Raw genomic sequence first — 18,795 nt, forward strand, 5'->3', positions numbered from 1 at the left:
ATTTCAAGATGAAGCGTTTTGCGTTTGCTGCGGTTGCCGCACTGTTACTGTGCTGCGGATTTTTTCAGGAGACAGCGGCTGCGGACAGCCCTTATCATTTTGGCTTTAAGAAAAGCAGGAACGGTCAGCTTCCTTCCATCAACGAAGAAGGCTTTAAAGACATTCTGCAAAAGAACGGTGCGATTTTCTTGGGGGATACAACCCAGAAAGAGCTGTATTTGACGTTTGACAACGGGTATGAAAACGGGTTCACGCCTAGAATACTGGATGTTTTGAAAGAAAAGAAAGTGCCGGCGATCTTTTTCCTGACGGGACATTATGTAAAGGACAAGCCGGAGCTCGTAACCCGGATGGTCACCGAGGGCCATCTGGTGGGCAATCATTCCTGGACGCATCCGGATATGACCCAGATTTCCAACGCGCAGCTCAAGGAAGAGCTGGATAAGGTCAAGCAGAGCGTAACCGGGACGACCCGCCAGAAGGAGATGGCATACGTGCGTCCTCCCCGGGGGATTTTCAGCGACCGCACGCTTGCGGCATCACGCGCTGAAGGCTATACGACGGTATTCTGGTCCGTAGCGTACAAGGACTGGGACGTGAACGATCAGAAGGGGGCTGACTATGCCTACCGTCAAGTGATGGCGCAGCTGCATCCGGGGGCGGTCATTCTGCTGCACTCCATTTCGAAGGATAACACGGAGGCGCTGGCCCGGATCATCGACGATGCCCGTAAGCAGGGCTATGAGTTCAAAAGCTTGGACCAACTGAAGCGGCCAACTTACTAATCGGAATAGGAAGACGCCAGGCCAATGGGGCTTGGCGTTTTTTTGTGCTTTACGGCAACGGTAATGGAAAATATTTGTATAAAATTGTTGATAATGCCCGAATATATGAAACCTTCCTCCCTGATTTCGCGTCTATTCTACGTGGGACTTAGGACCCGAGTTCATGAGATGGGGGAAGTAACCATGGAGCAAGCATCGCTGCCAAAACGTTCAAGCGTAAGAAACCAACGGTCCGCTCCAAAAGGGACAAAGAAAAGGAAAAAGAAAAAGGGAGGTTTCCTGCGATTCAGTATACGCTTGTTCTGGAGCCTGGTTCTGGTCGGTGCCGCGGCAGCCGTGTGGTTGTTCCTGACGGTATCCGGCAATCATTTTCGTTACCTGATAGCGGATACGCTCATAACGACACAGCATCGCTATTTGGCGAAATATATTATCGGGCAGGACGAGCTGAACAAGCGCGTAGCGGAATACAACAAGCGGTTTGAAGCCATGGGCGTTGAAAAAGATACGCACCAAATCAAGCTGCCGGTGCAAACCCAGACAGCTTCCGCCGAAGCCGGCAAGGAGACGGAGAAGCCGCCCCTTGTGGAGATTGAGGAAGTTTCGGGTAAAGGGTATCACGGGTATGTAATGACCGTTCACGATCCGAAAAAAATCCGTCTGGGCGTTCCCTCAAAGCGCGGCAAAGGCGAGAAGGTCTCCAGCATGGTCAAGCGCTACGGCGCGATCGCCGGCGTGAATGGCGGCGGATTCGCCGACCCGAACTGGAAAGGGAATGGCTTTAAGCCGATCGGCATCGTCATATCGCAGGGGAAGCTGTATTACAACGGATTGGGAAAAAATGCGACCACCCAGGTGGTAGGCATTGACCGGGACGGCAAAATGATCGCCGGCAACTATTCGCTGAAGGAATTGGACCGGATGGGGGTTCAGGAAGCGGTGACGTTTCAACCGCGGATCATCGTTAACGGCAAAGGGCTTATAAAGAATGCCGCCGAAGGCTGGGGCATCGCGCCGCGGACCGCCATGGGCCAGCGTGAGGACGGGGCCATCCTGTTTGTCGTTATTGACGGAAGACAGCCGACGTACAGCGTCGGAGCCAATTTATACGATGTCCAGCAGATCATGCTGAAGCACGGGGCGGTGATCGCTGCCAATCTGGACGGAGGATCCTCCACCGTCCTCGTCAAAGATAATGAAATTGTGAACAAACCGTCATCGGAATACGGGGAACGGTATTTGCCCACCGCGTTTCTGGTGTTTGAACACCCCGAGCAGGCGGACATCCCGAATATATGGGCGGGCCTCAATCCGAGGGATATCGACCCTTCGAAGAAGTAAGAAATCGTTTATATGTAAAAGAAAAAAAGCCTGAAAATCAGGCTTTTTTGGAATAAATGATTCCGATCGTTTTGGCACCGCAGTGGGAGCTAATGACGCAGCCGGCATCCGAGAGGGCAACCTCGCGGGCGCCGGTTTTTTGTTCCAGCAGCCTTTTGAGCGCTTCCGCGTCCTCAGCCGCCATGGAATGGGTGACGAAGATGAGGTCGTTGTCCATCTCGTCCTTCTTGTCCAGCGCATTGTTGACCATCTGCTCCAGGGCCTTTTCCCGCTTGCCGCGGACCTTGTAGGCCGGAGTCATCTTGCCGTCGATCACCTTGATGACCGGCCGGATCTTGAGCAGGCTGCTCATGAGGTTCTGCATGCCTGAGCAGCGTCCGCCCTTGTACAGGTACTCCAGCGAATCAATGACGAATTCGGTCTCTACGAGCGGCTTAACGGTCTCCACGATGCCGGCGATTTCACGGGCGCTTTTCCCCTGTTCTGCTGCAGCCACCGCTTTCATGACCAGCAGCCCGATGCCGGTGGTCAGATTCCGTGAATCCACGACCGTGATTCGTCCCTCCGGGAACTCCTCACCTGCGATCAGCGCGTTCTGATAAGTCGAGGATAGCTCGGAAGACAGGCTGATATAGACGATATCCCGTCCTTCTTCCACAAACGGGGTGAACGCCGCGATAAAATCGGACGGAGACGGAGCGGCCGTCTTGGGAAGGCTGCCCGTCTGCTCCACCTTGGCATACAATTCGGGTGTCGTTAAGTCGACGCCGTCCCTGTAATTCTGGTCCCCGAACGTAACGTACAGCGGAATAATGCCGATGTCATGGGCTTTGATCCAATCGTGAGGAAGGTCGCATGTGCTGTCGGCAAATATTTTGACTTGAGACATAAGATCACCTTTTTCTTCTAATAGACTGCTGAACTGCGGGTAAAGACCGCTAGACTGCGGCAGAAGCCATGAAGTATATAAAGAACAAGCCGATACTGAGCACGATGACGGCATTCACAATAAGCCCGATGATGGCAAAGATCTTTTTGCGGTTCCTGATGGCTGTCCCCACAATGCCCAGAATCGTTCCGACCACGTTAATGACAACCAGTGCGATCATCAGCAGACCGACGACGCCGAGGCCAAGGACCGCATTGGAATTCGGACCGTCCAGCATGCCTTCTTCAAGATAAGGAGCCATAATGGCGCCTGCTGCCGCGGCACTGATGATATAACCCAGCAAACTGACCAGGCCCATGACAAAGGATGCGATGCCGGGCCCGGAATGCTTCAGCGCAGCAGGGGGAACGAACTGAGCATGGGGCGAATGGGGCCCCGGGTTCTGCTGGAATCCGTCCGGCTGGTGCGGAGGCTGGTTTGAATCCATGAAATCACTCTCTCCTTCGAATCGATAGATATGCTTCTTACTTTTCCATAAGATCCCGTAAAAATCAAGCTGATTTGGGCAGTCTTGTGCCATGGTGGTGGAAATGGCGGCGTCCGATCGGTTAAAATAGTTAACAGTTTGTTAGTAGATTAGGAACATCCAAAGGAGTTGTCGATGTGCAGCGCAAATTTATATTGACCGGCGCCCTGATGGCGATGCTGTCCGTGGTGATCGGAGCATTCGGAGCCCACATGCTGGAACCTATCGTCGGAGAGTCGGCGATGAAAGTTTATGAAACTGGGGTTCAATATCATATGGCGCACGCCTTGGGGATCATACTGATTGGGGTCGTTGCGGGGCTATGGGGAGATTCGCGCAAGCTGGCCTGGGCGGGATGGCTGCTGCTGGCCGGGATCATTCTGTTTTCCGGAAGTCTGTATGTTCTCGCCATCACCGGGATCAAAGTGCTTGGCGCCATTACGCCGCTTGGAGGCGTTGCCTTCATCATCGGCTGGATCTGCCTGATTGCGGAAGCCGCATCGCGCAGACGAGCCTGACCGTCCATAGCGGAGGAGAACAGAAGAAAGCCCGTCTTCGGCTTAGTGAGCCGGGACGGGCTTGTTTTAGTGTTATACGCTTCGGAGAAACGGCATCCTTATCCTATTATATGACCTCGTCCACTTCGTTCAGCTTAAAGGTGTAAACCTGTTTCTCATCCACGTGATATACGTTCAGCATCTGCTGTTCCTCATCATAATTCAGGATCCGGCACGGCATATGAATGTGCTGCCCGCTCCGGTTGGCCGTCAGCCGGATCAGCCGGTTGTCACGGATGTATACCTGAATCCAATCATAAATGTCCGAACCGCCATGCACCGGGTTTCGGGGCGGCTGGCTTTTTGCATTTTTCCCCACGGCCGCTGTACGCAGTTCCGCTTCCTTGATCGGAGCAGGGGGAACGGACGGGCGGGAAGGCTCTTCTTTGGAAAGGAGAGATTTGCGCTTGTCCTGAAGCATCGATTCAATCAACCGCCCCAGTTCAATTCCCGATTTGATGCGAAAATCCGCAATATGCCCGTTGCCGTTCAGCATGCCGAGGAGTTCTTGAAGCGCCAGGGCATTAGAGGGACTTTTCACTAAGATGTCGACGTTGAATAAAAAACCCGATTCGTCATTGGATTGATTGTTGTCCATGGATCCCCCAAACTATACGTTCAAATTAGATATGAAAGTGACTAAATAATATCATGAATGTGAATAGAATCATAGTCCTAATGTCGGAGTGGAAAGCAACTTTCTTCCTATTTATTTCGGCGCATTTTGGTTATGGACGTACGCACAGTCACCCATTCCCCAGGGCGAATACAATGATGCTGGATGGATATCACGCCTGGGGAGGTGTACAGCTGAATGGTGACCATGGTGCCGATTACCGTCGGGGAGCACAGCTTTGTCGGGGTAGAAGTCAAGCTGCCCAAGACGACGCTGCTCACGATCAACTCGCCGAAAGGGTACATTATGTGCGGGGCGCTGGACGTAGGCCTGCTTAACACGAGACTGGCGGAGCGAAAAATCATTGCGGGCCGGGCTGTCGGCGTCAAAACGCTGCAGGAATTGCTTGAAGCGCCGCTGGAATCGGTGACGACTGAGGCCGAGGCGCTCGGAATCGTTCCGGGCATGCCAGGGCATGAAGCTCTGTTGAAAATGGTGTAATGGCCTCACGGCCGCCGACTGGAGCAATAAAAAGCCAGCCCGTGCAGGGCTGGCTGAGCCGGTGGCATTTCGGCGCTTGCAGACGCTAGCCCGGAACGTAACCACATCGGCAATGTTTCTTAAGTTTGAAAAAGGGCGGCGAGGTTCTCGGCGAACGGCGCCTTGACGATCCCCTTCTCCGTGATGATGGCTGTTACATATTCGTGAGGCGTGACATCAAACGCCGGATTGTAGACCTTGATGCCTTCGGGAGCGGTTCTCTTCCCGAAGCCCTCGGTGACTTCCTCAGCCGGCCGCTCTTCAATCGGGATGTTGTCCCCTGTAGGGGTGTTCAGATCGATCGTCGACAACGGGCAGGCGACGTAGAACGGAATGCCGTGGGCCTTGGCCAGCACGGCCAGGCTGTAGGTGCCGATCTTGTTGGCGACGTCGCCGTTGGCGGCCACCCGGTCGGTGCCGACGATCACCGCCTGCACCCATCCCTTGGACATGACCATGCCTGCCATGTTATCGCAGAGCAGCGTCACGTCGATTCCGGCCTGCTGCAGCTCGAAGGCCGTCAGCCGCGCGCCCTGCAGCACAGGGCGCGTCTCGTCGGCATACACTTTCAGCTGTATGCCCTGTTCCTGGGCCAAATACATCGGCGCGGTCGCCGTTCCGTATTTGGCCGTAGCCAGCCCGCCTGCATTGCAGTGGGTGAGCACGCCCATGCCGTCCCGGAACAGGGGCAGTGCATTCTCCCCGATGCGGCGGCACACTTCCTCGTCCTCCGCTTGAATTGCGTTGGCCTCGGCCAGCAGGGCCTCGTTCAGGTCGGAAACGCTGCCTCCCCGTCCGGCCAGCTCATGCGCTTTCCCTTTCATCCGGTCCAGCGCCCAGAACAGATTGACCGCCGTCGGCCGCGAGGTGGCCAGATAGGCGCTGATCTTGACGACATGGTCGTCCCAGGCGGCGGGATCGACGCCTCCATACTGGCGCGCCCCGAGCACCACGCCGTAAGCGGCGGCGATGCCGATGGCCGGCGCGCCCCGGACTTTCATCGCATGGATCGATTCCCACACTTCTTCCGGTGTGAACAAATCCAGATAGACGATGGCGTCCGGAAGCAGGCGCTGATCCAGCAGGATCAGCTTGTCGCCGCCCCATTGGACGGAAGTTAACGGTTCGCTGCGTCGTTGTGTTTGTTCTTGGTTGTCATTACTCATTTTACGGCTCCTTTAAGCGGCTCGGCTTCCTTCACCAGCCGGACGATGTCTTCGCCGGACTGGATGGTCCGGTTGAATAGAACGAGCTGTTTACCGATAGCCAGCGCCGTACGCTGCGCCTTTTCCCTTAGCTTTACGTCCGCGATCGTGTCGATGTCGGCCACATGGGACAAGCCGACGATGCGCCGGATCATTTTGCAGCCGGCGAATCCGCAGGCATCCCGCAGTACTTTGGCCACGTAGGCGTCCTGGTAGCCGGGTGCTTTCGCAAGCGGGTCTCTGGCATCCTCATCCCACAGCTTGCGGAAGCGGATTTCAAATTCGGACCATACGTCCGAAACCATGCGCAGAAGACGCTCTTGATTGCCGAGAACCTCCGACTCCGCGGCATCCCAGCCTGGCCGGGAAGCGTAGTTCAGCAGCAGGTTGCCGATGATGGCGCCGAGGTCGAAGCCCATCGGCCCGTAGTAGGCAAACTCGGGATCGATCACTTTGGTCGATTCCGGTGTGACGAAAATGCTGCCGGTATGCAGGTCGCCGTGAACCAGCGCTTCGGTCCGGGTCAGAAAGGCTTCGCGGAGCAGGGCGACTTCCAGATGGAGCTTGCCGTTCTCCCGCAGCTCCTTCGCCTCATCCTCCAGGTAGTCCGGGTAGTTGTTGTTATCGGAAAACCGGTATGGATCGTCAAAGATCAAATCCTCGGTAATTTTGCACAGATCCGGATTGATGAATTTACGTACCTGTTCTTTCTTTTCCTGCGGGTTCAGGAACAGATCCGAGGTATAGAAGAGCGTTCTGGCCGTAAATTCGCCGATATGACGGGCAAACAACGGATAGGCTTGTCCTTCGATCAGCCCTTTGCGCATAATCGTATGGTCGCTCAGGTCTTCCATGACGGTTATCGCCAGGTCATCGTCGTAGGAGAACACCTGCGGTGCCAGTCCGGGACACAGGCGGTACTGCACTTGAAGCGCCTCGCGTTCAATGCGTGCCCGGTCCAGGGACAACGGCCAGGATTCCCCGACCACCTTCGCATAAGGAAGGGCTTGTTTGACAATGATACTTTTATCGCTGTTCCGGTCCGTAATATGGAACACTAAGTTCAGGTTGCCGTCACCGATTTCTTTGCATTCCAGCTGCGCATCGGGCGTGAAATGCCCCGGAATGCCGCGGACGAGAGAAATGGCGTCTTGGACGGTGAGCGGGTGATATGTGGACATGGAAGTCACCTCCGTATAATAAGGAAACGCGAATAAAGCCAACTTGTTCACTTGGTTATAAAACAGTATATCGGATTGCCGACCTCTTTTGAATCTTTTTTTCAGTGAGAGCGTTTGAAAACGAAAGACCCTGCCATTTATGTGCAATTGTTTCGTGCAGCGGGTTGAAGGGTAAGATAAGGGCAGGGAGGCACGCAGCCCAGATTACTCTCGGAAGAGCCTCCCCATACTTATACGAAAACTCCAGCCGGACTCTGAAGCTGCCGTTGTATGCGGCAATGGAGAGGGAAGGCCATATACTTAAAAAAGGAAGGGATATTCATGGCAAAAACGTCATCCAAATCGAAAACATCCACTTTGGAGCAAATCCTAAACCAACAAGTTGCGAACCTGAACGTCCTGTATGTCAAGATCCATAACTACCATTGGTATGTAAAGGGTGAGCATTTCTTTACCCTCCACGTAAAATTTGAAGAGCTGTACGACGATATTACGCTGAAAATGGACGAAGTGGCTGAACGGCTGCTTACGATTAAAGGAAGCCCGGCTGCGACGATGAAGGAGTACCTGGACATCGCAACCATTCAGGAAGCTTCCGGCAATGAAGACCAGCGCAAAATGGTGCAGACCCTCATCGAGGACTTTGCCACCGTTGCCGAGGAAATGAGCGAAGGAATCAGCTTGGCGGAGGAAGCCGGCGACCATCCGACGGCCGATATGTTTATCAAGATCAAGAGCGATCTCGAAAAGCATATGTGGATGCTCCGTTCTTACCTGGGATAAGGGATGCTACTTTCGCGAAAGCCCGGAAGTGCGCTGGCGGCCAGCGCACTTTTTGTGTCCCGGATCAACCTTTGACGGCATAACGTATAAGACCGCGTTGCCTTTTTGATTAATCAGACATGAATCGGACGTACGGGAAATTGAGAAATGGGATCCGGTCTCTGGCGGCTGTTCCCGGTCATGAATCCGAGCGTCTGCGCGGTTGTCAGGATCCTCCATGCTGCTGTTCCTTGGATGTGGAAATGCAATCCATAACATATCGCAGAATGTTCACGAAATGCCAGCCGGTGATGAGAACGATAGCTCCGTTGCCGGATGCTGCAGAACTTCCGCGAAACCGTTCGTCATGAACAGCATCCATGGAAAAATTTGATATGGTAAGGAAACAGGCTTGGCTGCAACCGCGGCGAAGCCTGTTTCTGTAATGAAACACCAGGTTTACTCCGACGGGCGGTTGATATGATTCGCCATTTATTATAAAATTGTGATAATCATTGAGAATCAATTTAGACTCATTACAAATTGATAATAATGATTGATTGAAATCGGGGAGCGCGTCCCTGTTGAAATAGACTTTCTGATTTCGGCAAAACATTTAACGGAGGGAAAAACGAATATGGCTACTAATTTCACGATTGAAGGACTTAAAGCGACAATCGAGGGCAAGGAAATCCTGAAAGGCATCAACCTGGAAATGAAGGGCGGAGAAATCCACGCCATCATGGGACCTAACGGTACCGGTAAAAGTACACTTGCTTCCGCTTTGATGGGACATCCTAAATACGAAGTAACGGACGGCAGCGTAACCCTGAACGGCGAAGACGTTCTGGAAATGGGCGTTGACGAGCGTGCGCGCGCCGGCCTGTTCCTGGCGATGCAGTACCCGAGCGAAATTACGGGCGTAACCAATTCCGACTTCCTTCGCAGTGCCATCAATGCACGCCGTGAAGAGGGCAATGAAATTTCGCTGATTCGTTTCATCCGTCAAATGGAAGCGAAGATGAAAGAACTGGATATGAACCCTGAGTTTGCCCATCGTTATTTGAACGAAGGCTTCTCCGGCGGTGAGAAGAAGCGGAACGAAATTTTGCAAATGATGATGATCGAACCAAGCATCGTCATCCTGGACGAAATCGACTCCGGTCTGGATATCGACGCTTTGAAAATTGTTGCCAGCGGTGTAAACGCGATGCGCAGCGACGACCGCGGTTTCTTGATTATTACCCACTATCAGCGCCTGCTTAACTATGTGAAGCCTGATTTTGTACATGTTATGATGCAGGGCCGCATCGTGAAATCCGGTGGTCCTGAATTGGCGGAGCGTCTGGAAGCGGAAGGTTACGATTGGGTGAAGGAAGAGCTCGGCATCGAAGACGAAACTGTAGGTCAAGAAGCGTAAAGATAACGGAAGGAGGAGAACGAAGATGACAACACAAACCATTCTTCCGGTTAACGCTGAAGGCCTGAGCGCGCTGTCGAAGGGCAGCAACGAGCCGGCCTGGCTCACGGAAAATCGTCTGAAAGCATTGGAACTCGCGGCAACCCTCGAGCTGCCGAAACTTGAAAAAACGAGAATCGAACGCTGGGACATTCAAAACTACGGAAGCTTCAAATCGGTAAGCCCGATTGCATCCCTTGCTGAAGCTCCTGAATCGATTCGGGATCTGATCAAGGACCAGGAAGCGGGTAACCTGATTATCCAGCGCAATTCCGGAACCGTGTATACGAAGCTGTCCCCTGAGCTGGCTGCTCAAGGCGTCATTTTCACCGATCTGGCGACGGCCGTAAAGGAGCACGAGGATCTCGTTAAGGCTCACCTGCACACGGCTGTTTCCGCGGATGAGAGCTCCGTAGCCGCACTGCATGCCGCATTGTGGAACGGCGGGGTGTTCCTGTATGTTCCAAAAAATGTGGAGGTATCCGTACCGCTGCAGGCCGTTCTGCTGACAGACGACGAGGAAGCGACCTTTGCCCCTCATGTTCTGGTCATTGCCGATACGAACAGTTCTGTAACCTATGTAGATAACTATGTATCCGGTACATCCGGTAAACCGGTTACTCATAACGGCGCCGTTGAAGTATTCGCCAAATCGGGAGCGAAAGTCCGGTTTGCGACCATTCATCAAATGGGCACGAACGTGACGGACATCAGCTACCGCCGTGCCGTGATCGAGAACGACGCGTCCATGGAATGGATCGTCGGCGAAATGAACAGCGGCGATACCGCCAGCGATACTTACTCGATTCTGAAAGGAAACGGATCGACGTCCGATTCCAAGATCATCGCCGTCGGCTCCGGTTCTCAGAAGCTGAACTACACGACTCGTGCGAACCACTTCGGCAAGAGCTCCGAGAGCCAAATGATTACCCGTGCGGTCATGCGTGAAGAAGCACAGGCCATCATCAACGGCATCACCAAGATCGAGAAGGGCGCGACCAAATCCGACGGACAGCAAACGGAGAAAGTGCTGATGCTGAGTCCGAAAGCACGCGGTGACGCCAACCCGATCCTGCTGATCGACGAGGACGACGTTAAGGCAGGTCATGCTGCATCCGTCGGCCAGGTCAACCCTGAACAAATTTACTACCTGATGTCCCGCGGGATTTCCCGCGAAGTTGCCGAATCCCTGATCATCTACGGATTCCTGGCGCCGGTCGTATCTCAGATTCCGCTTGAAGGCCTGCGCACGCAGCTTCAATCGGTCATCGAAGGGAAGTTGGGACAATGAACCGCGACATTCTCGAGCAGTTTCCCATCCTGAATCAGGAAATAAACGGCCATCCGTTGGTATATCTTGATAATGCGGCGACTTCCCAGAAACCGCTCGCTGTGATCGAGGCTGTCAAACGCTATTACGAGCATGACAACGCTAACGTGCACCGCGGGGTGCATACGCTTGGAAGCCGTGCAACGGATGCTTATGAAGGCGCGCGCGAGAAGGTAGCTAAGTTCATTAATGCGAAGAGCACGAAGGAAATTATTTTTACGCGGGGAACGACGACAGCCCTGAATCTGGTGGCTTCCTCGTTCGGGCGCTCGATTTGCCAGGAAGGCGATGAAATCGTCCTGACCCCGCTGGAACACCACAGTAATCTAATTCCTTGGCAGCAGGTGGCAAAAGCCACCGGCGCCACGTTGAAATATGTTAAACTACAAGAAGACGGTTCAGTCACCTTGGCCGAAGTCGAGAAAGTCGTCACCGAGAAAACCAAGATCATCGCGATGGGCTATGTGTCCAACGTCATGGGCGTGGTTAACCCGGTGAAGGAAGTTGCCGAGCTGGCGCACCGCCACGGCGCGTATATGGTCGTGGACGGCGCCCAGAGCACGCCTCACATGAAGATCGATGTTCAGGATCTGGATTGCGACTTCTACACCTTCTCCGGCCACAAGATGTGCGGTCCTACCGGCATCGGTGTACTGTACGGCAAAAAGGCGCTGCTCGAATCCATGGAACCGGTGGAATTCGGCGGTGAAATGATTGACGATGTCGGACTATACGATTCTTCCTGGAAGGAGCTGCCCTGGAAGTTTGAAGGGGGCACCCCGATTATCGCCGGAGCGGTTGGGCTTGCTGCAGCCATCGATTTTCTCGAGGAAATCGGCATGGATCAAATCGAGGAGCATGAGCAGAAGCTCGCGAAGTATGCGATCGAGCGGTTATCGGAAATTGAAGGCCTGAAGCTTTATGGTCCGCGTGTACGTAAAGTGGGCTTGGTCACCTTCAATTTGGGAGATGTGCATCCGCATGATGTGGCTACGGTTCTGGATGCCAGCGGGGTTGCGATCCGCGCAGGCCATCACTGCTGCCAGCCGCTCATGCGTTGGCTTGAAGCCAGTGCCACCGCCCGTGCAAGCTTTTATCTATACAATACCGAACAAGATGTAGATCGTCTGATCAGCGCCTTAATCCAGACAAAGGAGTATTTTGGATGATGGAACTTGACGACTTGTACCGGCGTGTCATAATGGATCATTATAAAAACCCCCGCAACCGGGGCAAATTTGAAAATGAAGCCGTGACGGTGGATCTGAATAACCCGACCTGCGGCGACAAAATTTCGCTTCAGCTTATTGTCGATAACGGCATGGTCAAAGATGCCAGATACACAGGCGAGGGCTGCTCCATCAGTATGTCCTCCGCCTCGATGATGACCGAAGCGGTCAAAGGCAAGACGCTCGAGGAAGCGAAGGAAATGGCTTCACGCTTTTCGTCGCTGATGCAGGGTGAGGACGTTCATTTTGACGATTACGAAGATATCGAAGCCCTGTCCGGAGTTAACAAGTTCCCGGCCCGCATTAAATGCGCAACGCTCGCTTGGAATGCACTGCGGAAAGGTATTGACGAGGAACGCATTAACCACTAACGATAGGGAGGCTGAATACTCATGGCCAAAAAAGCGCCTGAAATAGAAGAGTATAAATACGGATTCCGCGACGAACATAAAGCGGTATTCCAAACCGGTAAAGGACTTACCCGTGAGATTGTTACCGAAATTTCCAAAATCAAAAACGAGCCGGAATGGATGCTTGAATTCCGTCTGAAATCATTGGAGCAGTTCGAGAAAATGCCAATGCCTCGCTGGGGCGGGGACCTGGATGAACTGGACTTCAACGATATCCAGTACTACGTAAGACCTTCCGAGAAGCAAGGAAAGACGTGGGAAGAAGTACCGGCTGAGATTAAAGAAACCTTTGACAAGCTGGGTATTCCGGAAGCCGAACAGAAATTCTTGGCCGGTGTATCCGCCCAGTATGAATCCGAAGTTGTGTATCACAACATGCAGAAAGACCTGGAAGACCAAGGGGTTATCTTCATGGATACCGACACGGCGCTGAAAGAGCATCCTGAAATTTTCAGAGAGCACTTTGCGACTGTCGTTCCTCCTACCGATAACAAATTTGCTGCGCTGAACAGTGCGGTATGGTCCGGCGGAAGCTTCATTTACGTTCCAAAAGGCGTTAAATGTGAAATCCCGCTGCAGGCTTACTTCCGGATCAATTCCGAGAACATGGGCCAATTCGAACGTACTCTGATCATTGCGGACGAAGACAGCTTCGTGCATTATGTCGAAGGCTGTACCGCTCCAATCTACAGCACGAACTCGCTGCACAGTGCGGTTGTTGAGATCATCTGTAAGAAAAACGCACGCGTGCGTTACACGACGATCCAAAACTGGGCGCCGAACATCTACAACCTCGTTACCAAACGGGCGGTAGCTGAAGAAAACGCCACGATGGAATGGGTAGACGGCAACATCGGCTCCAAACTGACGATGAAATATCCGGCAGTGCTGCTGAAAGGACGCGGCGCGAAAGGCATGGTGCTGTCCATTGCGGTTGCAGGCAAAGGCCAGCATCAGGATGCAGGCGCCAAGATGATCCACTTGGCTCCGGATACGACGTCCACGATCGTATCGAAGTCGATCAGTAAGCACGGCGGCAAGGTCACCTACCGCGGTCTCGCTTCCTTCGGCCGCAACGCGGAAGGCGCGAAAGCCAACATCAAGTGCGATACGCTGATCCTGGATAACGAGTCCACTTCGGATACGATTCCGTACAACGAGATCAAGAACGACAACATCGTTCTGGAGCACGAAGCAACGGTATCCAAGGTATCGGAAGATCAGCTCTTCTACTTGATGAGCCGCGGACTCACTGAAGCCGAGGCGACGCAAATGATCGTTATGGGCTTCATCGAGCCGTTCACGAAGGAGCTCCCAATGGAATACGCGGTCGAAATGAACCGCCTGATCAAGTTCGAGATGGAAGGCTCCATCGGTTAATCGTAAGCAGACAAAGCGTGTTCTGCGCAGCCGTTACGGCGGCTTCGCGGGGCGCGCTTTTTAGATATAAGGAGAAAGTATAAGCTTCTGAGACTACGGCATTCTTATGTCGCAAAAAACTACTCCTAAATATGGTCTATCTTCTATGAAAGTACGTCGATAGACGGCTTTTTCTGGCCACATTCAAAAAGAAGCCCTCAACTGAGGGCTTCTTTTGCATTGAACGGGTTACATATAAATTTGATCGATGGCAATATTCCGGTCAGAGGACAGATCAATGAACCGGTCCTCGGTCTTTACAAGCGGACGGAAGAAATCCGCCGGATTGGTCATGATAATGGTGCCGGTTTCCCCGGAAGTCAGGGTGACCCGTTTGCCGATAAAGTTCGGGAGCATATGGCTGATAAACGCCTGGGTTGCCCGGGGGCTCAGCTTACCGAAGCTGAGGCTGTACAGCTCGCGGAGCACGGTCAGCAGTTCCTGCTTCGTCTGATACACACGGTTCGTTGTCATCGCACTAAACACGTCAGCCACCGCGGTAATCCGCGAAAAAGGATGGACTTCAAGCTCGCCGCACTGGTGGGGATAGCCGCTCCCGTCGTCACGTTCGTGATGCTGCAGCGCGACCAGCGCGGGAATTTCATCGTTGGTGGAGCTTCGGATGATATCGTAACCGTAGACGGTATGACGCTTCATTTCTTCAAATTCTTCCGGCGTAAGCTTGCCGGGTTTGTACAACAGCTCGGCGGGGACGAGGCATTTGCCGATGTCATGCAAATAACCCGCTTTTCCGGCTGCGTAGGCCTCCTCGGGAGCATACCCGAGCCAGGTAGATATGTAGTAGGAAAGAATGCCGACCTGAACGGAATGTTGGTATGTATATTCGTCTTCCGGATTGATGGACAAGAGGAGGGAGACCACGTCGGTATGGGTGCTGAGCCGGTCCACCAGCGGCTCCATAATGTCATTGACGACGGTCGTGTTGATCCGGCCTGTCGAAAGGGCTTCCAGATACAGCGACTCAAACCCTTCCACCGCTTGTCCAACCTGTTCTTCCACCTTGGAAGCAGGTTGACCGGAAAGGAACGGTGATGAAGCGGTCGGCTCATCCGGCCGGGAGGGGTCAACCTCCACATAAGCGATGCCATGTTGAATCAGCTTGCTGATCTCTTCAAGCTTCAGTTCCTTCCCTTTGTGGAGCACATGAAGCCCGATATCGTTAAACGTATCGGCTTGAAGCCGATCACCGGGCCGTAATTCCGTGACATGAACTCTCAAAACTGATCGTCACCTCATTGTTCAGATTGGAACCTATTGTTTTGAAATCTATATTAGCAAGAAAAATATGGATTATCAACGAACTCTTCTTAGACGGAGGGGGGGAGCGTCGGGTCCCACGGCCCCTTTTGATGTCCCTTCCATTCCGACCCGTCCTCCCAAATTTCCTTCTTCCAAATGGGCACGGACTGTTTGAGCTTCTCAATCGCATACCGGCTCGCTTCATAACAAGCCTCCCGGTGCCCGGTCGATACCGCGATGATGACGCTGATCTCTTTCACATCGACCGTACCGATCCGGTGCGAAATCGCACAGCGCGTGCCCGGCCAACGTTCGGAAATTTCACGGCCGATTAATTCAAGCTGCGCCAGTGCCATCGGGATATACGCATCGTATTCCAAGTGAACGGTGCGCTGCTCACCCGTCATTTCCCGGGTTGTCCCCACAAAAGACAGCGTGGCGCCATGGTTGTCGTCCAGCACCTTGGACGTCACCTCATCAACGGACAGCGGCTGATCGGTAATACAGTATAAGCCGTCTGCTGATGCTTCCTGTACTGAGCTACTTCCGTCTCCGCCCGATACGGGCGGAATCAGGGCGACTTCGTCACCTTCCGTAATAAGCGCGTCACCCGGCGCATAATTCTGATTAACGGCAACAAAAGAAACGGAGATCTGCGCGGCAGCCTCCGGGTACAATTCGGTCAGCTTTTGTTTCAAGCCGTCGGCTGTGATGGATTCCCCTTCGACGGACAAAGGTAAAACAGAGGTTTGGAGCCGTTCTGCAAGACCGGCAAACAATCGAATATCAAGCTGCATTTCTTTCTCTCCTCGGGCGTGGTAGTTCATGTCTTCAATATACCATATCCACCTTGAAAATGTTATGCTTATCCCTAGGAGCATTTGGGCCTAACAAGGCGAGAACAGTGAAAGGGGAGGTTACCCAATGATGCTGCAGAACCAGGCAAAATCGATTACAATCCTGCATACGAATGATATACACAGCCACTTTGAAACGGTTAGTTCCATTGCAGCCCTGGCTGCCGCCGAACGCGCTCAGGCGGCGGAGAGTCCTCTTTTACTGGTGGATATAGGAGATCATATGGACCGGACGGCCGTCGAAACCGAGGGGACGATGGGCCAGACGAACATCGACATATTGAATTTAACGGGATATGAGGCGGTGACGATCGGGAACAATGAGGGGCTGACATTTACCCCGGACGTGCTGGAACGCCTATATGCGGGCCTGCAGTCCCCGGTTATTTGCTGCAACATCCATGAGCAGCTCAGCTCAGCGCCACCCGCATGGATGAAGAAACGCGTCATTCTGGACAAGGACGGAATCCGGATCGGGCTGACGGGAGCTACGGCCCCGTTCTCCGACTTCTACAAGCTGCTCGGCTGGGATGCCCTGGAGCCGCTGCAAGCGTTGCAGGAGCAGGTGGAGGCGCTGCGTCCGGAGGCCGACATCGTGATCGTTTTATCCCACCTCGGGCTGTCTACCGACCGACTGATGGCAGAACGGATTTCGGGTATCGACCTGATTCTCGGCGGGCATACCCACCATCTGCTGGAAGAGCCGCTGCGGATTGGTGATACGGTGCTGTGCGGTGCGGGAAAGTACGGTCAATACGTCGGTAAGGTCGTCATGACTCAACAGGATGACGGCCGTTTCCGTGTCATCGAGGGAGGATGCCAGCCGGTCGATACCGGCCTTTTGGATGAAACGGTGTCCCGTGCCCTTGGTATTCATCGCGAGCGGGCCGAAGAAGCCCTGAAAGAGCCTGTGGCGGTTACGGACCGGTCGCTGTCCCTGACGCATACGGGAGAGTCGCCGTTCGGCAATTTGCTGGCGCAGTCGGTCCGTCAGTTTACCGGCGCGGAGCTGTCACTCGTCAACACGGGGCAGCTGCTGGGCGATCTGCCGGAAGGGGAAATTACGGCGGGACTCCTTCACGAGCTCTGCCCATCTCCGATTAATCCCTGCGTGATCAGCCTCAAAGGGGAGCATATCCGGCGAAGCCTGGAGGAGAGCCTCCTGCCGGAATATTGGAGCAAGGAAATCCGGGGATTCGGGTTCCGCGGCAATGTACTCGGCAATATCGCGGTGGACGGAATTGAAGTCTTGTACGATCCAAGCCGCATCCCTTATGATAGGATTGTTCAAATTTCGCTTCAGGGGGAGCCGCTGCGGGACGACCGGATGTACACCGTTGGAACGTTGGACATGTTTACGTTCGGGACGGGATATGAGCAGATTTCTCGGGGGAAAGATCCGAAATACTTGCTTCCCGAGTTTTTGCGGGACCTGCTGAGACTTGAGCTCCAGCGTCCCGGAAGTCTGGATACCTGCGGCAAGCACCGTTGGATCGAGGTTGTTTAAGAAGGACCAGAGGAGGAAGAAATGGATACCATTACTGCAATTATCTTGGGGATTGTGGAGGGGGTTACGGAATTTATTCCGGTCTCTTCAACGGGGCACATGATATTGACGTCCAAGCTCTTGGGCTATGATGAGCAGGACCCCATTATGAAAACCTTTGAAATCGTTATTCAGCTGGGGGCCATTCTGGCGATCGCCCTCGTCTATTGGAGACGGATTCTGGATCTGCTGGGCATCAAGCGGACCATGCCCGAATCCGGAAGCCTGCGGTCCGGCAAGAAGCTGAATCTGCTGCATGTTATCATCGGGATCGCCCCTGCACTCATTGTGGCCTTTTTTGCCAGGGACTTTATCAAGAGCCTGTTCAGCGCAAATACGGTCATCTGGGCGCTGATCGTGGGCGGGATCTTCATGATTTTTGCCGAGTGGTTTAACAAGTCCAAAGCCAGAATCACCGCCGAAACGATGGATGACCTGTCGTACAAGCAGGTGCTGTTGATCGGGCTTTATCAAATTTTATCTGTCGTATGGCCGGGATTTTCGCGTTCGGGATCTACGATTTCCGGTGGGATGCTGAGCGGGGCAAGCTACAAGGCGTCGGCCGATTTCTCGTTCCTGATCGCGATTCCGATCATGTGCGCCGCTTCCGGCTATGAGATGCTGGATTCGTACAAGTATATGACCAAGGATACGATCGGCATGTTCGTCATCGGATTTATCGTAGCTTTTGTGGTGGCCTATGTCGTTGTGCTTGCTTTTATGAAATTGATTCAAAAAATTCGTCTGACCCATTTCGCCATTTACCGGTTTGTGCTTGCCGCCGTGTTCTGGCTGTTCGTTATGCGCTGATTCAAGAACCGTAATGTGATGGACTAATTCCATATAGCGTGAATGAGCTACATAGGATGGCATGGGGAAACTA

19 protein-coding genes are annotated in these 18,795 nt (G+C 53.5%); 12 read left to right on the forward strand and 7 right to left on the reverse strand.

The genetic code is table 11. The annotated features are described in order from the left end of the window. The first annotated feature begins 8 nt into the window (after positions 1-8). Positions 9-785 (forward strand): delta-lactam-biosynthetic de-N-acetylase, encoded by a 777-nt coding sequence (gene pdaA, locus ABID47_RS08785; RefSeq protein ID WP_076170508.1) that lies wholly within the window; start codon positions 9-11, stop codon positions 783-785. Positions 786-968: 183 nt separating this feature from the next. Then, positions 969-2,126, forward strand: coding sequence for a phosphodiester glycosidase family protein (locus ABID47_RS08790; RefSeq protein WP_152400945.1), 1,158 nt, complete (start codon positions 969-971; stop codon positions 2,124-2,126). Between the two features lie 37 nt (positions 2,127-2,163). Here the strand turns inward: ABID47_RS08790 and ABID47_RS08795 are convergent, their stop codons facing one another. After that, complete coding sequence (locus ABID47_RS08795; protein ID WP_354495965.1) at positions 2,164-3,015, reverse strand: DegV family protein; 852 nt, start codon at positions 3,013-3,015, stop codon at positions 2,164-2,166. 49 nt (positions 3,016-3,064) lie between these two features. Next, positions 3,065-3,502 carry a hypothetical protein gene (locus ABID47_RS08800; RefSeq protein WP_354495967.1) on the reverse strand — a complete coding sequence of 146 codons (438 nt, stop codon included), beginning with the start codon at positions 3,500-3,502 and terminating at the stop codon, positions 3,065-3,067. Between the two features lie 176 nt (positions 3,503-3,678). On the opposite strand from ABID47_RS08800, the gene ABID47_RS08805 reads away from it, so the two are divergent. Continuing rightward, positions 3,679-4,059, forward strand: coding sequence for a DUF423 domain-containing protein (locus ABID47_RS08805; RefSeq protein ID WP_076170504.1), 381 nt, complete (start codon positions 3,679-3,681; stop codon positions 4,057-4,059). A 106-nt stretch (positions 4,060-4,165) separates the two neighbouring features. Here the strand turns inward: ABID47_RS08805 and ABID47_RS08810 are convergent, their stop codons facing one another. After that, positions 4,166-4,696: a hypothetical protein gene (locus ABID47_RS08810; protein WP_354495969.1), complete on the reverse strand. Its 531-nt coding sequence runs from the start codon at positions 4,694-4,696 to the stop codon at positions 4,166-4,168. 216 nt (positions 4,697-4,912) lie between these two features. Here ABID47_RS08810 and ABID47_RS08815 point away from each other — a divergent pair, with 216 nt between their 5' ends. After that, positions 4,913-5,215, forward strand: a complete 303-nt coding sequence (locus ABID47_RS08815) for a YunC family protein (RefSeq protein WP_145025315.1) — start codon at positions 4,913-4,915, stop codon at positions 5,213-5,215. Between the two features lie 119 nt (positions 5,216-5,334). On the opposite strand, the gene mtnA is transcribed toward ABID47_RS08815, so the two are convergent. Together mtnA and mtnK are read right to left on the reverse strand one after the other, a co-directional pair. Beyond that, complete coding sequence (gene mtnA / locus ABID47_RS08820) at positions 5,335-6,420, reverse strand: S-methyl-5-thioribose-1-phosphate isomerase (RefSeq protein WP_354495972.1); 1,086 nt, start codon at positions 6,418-6,420, stop codon at positions 5,335-5,337. Then, positions 6,417-7,640 carry an S-methyl-5-thioribose kinase gene (gene mtnK / locus ABID47_RS08825; RefSeq protein WP_354495975.1) on the reverse strand — a complete coding sequence of 408 codons (1,224 nt, stop codon included), beginning with the start codon at positions 7,638-7,640 and terminating at the stop codon, positions 6,417-6,419. Before mtnK ends, mtnA begins: the two co-directional genes overlap by 4 nt. A 321-nt stretch (positions 7,641-7,961) precedes the next feature. Here mtnK and ABID47_RS08830 point away from each other — a divergent pair, with 321 nt between their 5' ends. The 6 genes from ABID47_RS08830 to sufB all read left to right on the forward strand — a co-directional run bounded on the left by ABID47_RS08830 (position 7,962) and on the right by sufB (position 14,210). Beyond that, positions 7,962-8,423 carry a Dps family protein gene (locus ABID47_RS08830; protein ID WP_076170500.1) on the forward strand — a complete coding sequence of 154 codons (462 nt, stop codon included), beginning with the start codon at positions 7,962-7,964 and terminating at the stop codon, positions 8,421-8,423. 616 nt (positions 8,424-9,039) lie between these two features. Then, positions 9,040-9,822 carry a Fe-S cluster assembly ATPase SufC gene (sufC, locus tag ABID47_RS08835; protein WP_076170499.1) on the forward strand — a complete coding sequence of 261 codons (783 nt, stop codon included), beginning with the start codon at positions 9,040-9,042 and terminating at the stop codon, positions 9,820-9,822. 25 nt (positions 9,823-9,847) lie between these two features. Continuing rightward, the gene (sufD, locus tag ABID47_RS08840; protein WP_354495979.1) at positions 9,848-11,152 is read left to right on the forward strand and encodes a Fe-S cluster assembly protein SufD; all 1,305 of its coding nucleotides are present in this window, start codon (positions 9,848-9,850) and stop codon (positions 11,150-11,152) included. Next, positions 11,149-12,360, forward strand: a complete 1,212-nt coding sequence (locus ABID47_RS08845) for a cysteine desulfurase (protein WP_354495981.1) — start codon at positions 11,149-11,151, stop codon at positions 12,358-12,360. The genes sufD and ABID47_RS08845 overlap by 4 nt, the downstream gene beginning before the upstream one ends. Further along, on the forward strand, positions 12,360-12,791 hold the full coding sequence (gene sufU / locus ABID47_RS08850; protein ID WP_116232670.1) for a Fe-S cluster assembly sulfur transfer protein SufU: 432 nt from the start codon (positions 12,360-12,362) through the stop codon (positions 12,789-12,791). Before ABID47_RS08845 ends, sufU begins: the two co-directional genes overlap by 1 nt. 21 nt (positions 12,792-12,812) lie before the next feature. Next, positions 12,813-14,210 carry a Fe-S cluster assembly protein SufB gene (gene sufB, locus ABID47_RS08855; protein WP_076170496.1) on the forward strand — a complete coding sequence of 466 codons (1,398 nt, stop codon included), beginning with the start codon at positions 12,813-12,815 and terminating at the stop codon, positions 14,208-14,210. A 228-nt stretch (positions 14,211-14,438) separates the two neighbouring features. Here the strand turns inward: sufB and ABID47_RS08860 are convergent, their stop codons facing one another. Continuing rightward, the gene (locus tag ABID47_RS08860) at positions 14,439-15,488 is read right to left on the reverse strand and encodes an HD-GYP domain-containing protein (RefSeq protein ID WP_354495984.1); all 1,050 of its coding nucleotides are present in this window, start codon (positions 15,486-15,488) and stop codon (positions 14,439-14,441) included. A gap of 89 nt (positions 15,489-15,577) precedes the next feature. Continuing rightward, a complete protein-coding gene (gene moaD, locus ABID47_RS08865; protein WP_354495986.1) occupies positions 15,578-16,306 on the reverse strand; it encodes a molybdopterin converting factor subunit 1 in 729 nt (242 codons plus the stop codon). Positions 16,307-16,436: 130 nt separating this feature from the next. Between moaD and ABID47_RS08870 the strand changes: the two genes are divergently transcribed. Beyond that, entirely contained in the window at positions 16,437-17,873 is a 1,437-nt protein-coding gene (locus tag ABID47_RS08870; protein ID WP_435530614.1) for a bifunctional metallophosphatase/5'-nucleotidase, read from the forward strand. Positions 17,874-17,894: 21 nt separating this feature from the next. Beyond that, positions 17,895-18,722 carry an undecaprenyl-diphosphate phosphatase gene (locus ABID47_RS08875; protein WP_076170492.1) on the forward strand — a complete coding sequence of 276 codons (828 nt, stop codon included), beginning with the start codon at positions 17,895-17,897 and terminating at the stop codon, positions 18,720-18,722. Positions 18,723-18,795 lie beyond the last annotated feature (73 nt).

The organism is Paenibacillus favisporus (assembly GCF_040545415.1).
Classification (GTDB): Bacteria; Bacillota; Bacilli; order Paenibacillales; family Paenibacillaceae; genus Paenibacillus_AQ; species Paenibacillus_AQ favisporus.

What these genes read in the sequence shown, in the direction of transcription:
- moaD (WP_354495986.1), bottom strand. Translation starts at nt 16,306, where the DNA reads ATGCAGCTTGATATTCGATTGTTTGCCGGTCTTGCAGAACGGCTCCAA.
- ABID47_RS08845 (WP_354495981.1), top strand. Translation starts at nt 11,149, where the DNA reads ATGAACCGCGACATTCTCGAGCAGTTTCCCATCCTGAATCAGGAAATA.
- ABID47_RS08870 (WP_435530614.1), top strand. Translation starts at nt 16,437, where the DNA reads ATGCTGCAGAACCAGGCAAAATCGATTACAATCCTGCATACGAATGAT.
- sufD (WP_354495979.1), top strand. Translation starts at nt 9,848, where the DNA reads ATGACAACACAAACCATTCTTCCGGTTAACGCTGAAGGCCTGAGCGCG.
- ABID47_RS08810 (WP_354495969.1), bottom strand. Translation starts at nt 4,696, where the DNA reads ATGGACAACAATCAATCCAATGACGAATCGGGTTTTTTATTCAACGTC.
- ABID47_RS08830 (WP_076170500.1), top strand. Translation starts at nt 7,962, where the DNA reads ATGGCAAAAACGTCATCCAAATCGAAAACATCCACTTTGGAGCAAATC.
- ABID47_RS08790 (WP_152400945.1), top strand. Translation starts at nt 969, where the DNA reads ATGGAGCAAGCATCGCTGCCAAAACGTTCAAGCGTAAGAAACCAACGG.
- sufU (WP_116232670.1), top strand. Translation starts at nt 12,360, where the DNA reads ATGGAACTTGACGACTTGTACCGGCGTGTCATAATGGATCATTATAAA.
- ABID47_RS08795 (WP_354495965.1), bottom strand. Translation starts at nt 3,015, where the DNA reads ATGTCTCAAGTCAAAATATTTGCCGACAGCACATGCGACCTTCCTCAC.
- sufC (WP_076170499.1), top strand. Translation starts at nt 9,040, where the DNA reads ATGGCTACTAATTTCACGATTGAAGGACTTAAAGCGACAATCGAGGGC.
- mtnA (WP_354495972.1), bottom strand. Translation starts at nt 6,420, where the DNA reads ATGAGTAATGACAACCAAGAACAAACACAACGACGCAGCGAACCGTTA.
- pdaA (WP_076170508.1), top strand. Translation starts at nt 9, where the DNA reads ATGAAGCGTTTTGCGTTTGCTGCGGTTGCCGCACTGTTACTGTGCTGC.
- ABID47_RS08875 (WP_076170492.1), top strand. Translation starts at nt 17,895, where the DNA reads ATGGATACCATTACTGCAATTATCTTGGGGATTGTGGAGGGGGTTACG.
- ABID47_RS08800 (WP_354495967.1), bottom strand. Translation starts at nt 3,502, where the DNA reads ATGGATTCAAACCAGCCTCCGCACCAGCCGGACGGATTCCAGCAGAAC.
- mtnK (WP_354495975.1), bottom strand. Translation starts at nt 7,640, where the DNA reads ATGTCCACATATCACCCGCTCACCGTCCAAGACGCCATTTCTCTCGTC.
- ABID47_RS08815 (WP_145025315.1), top strand. Translation starts at nt 4,913, where the DNA reads ATGGTGACCATGGTGCCGATTACCGTCGGGGAGCACAGCTTTGTCGGG.
- sufB (WP_076170496.1), top strand. Translation starts at nt 12,813, where the DNA reads ATGGCCAAAAAAGCGCCTGAAATAGAAGAGTATAAATACGGATTCCGC.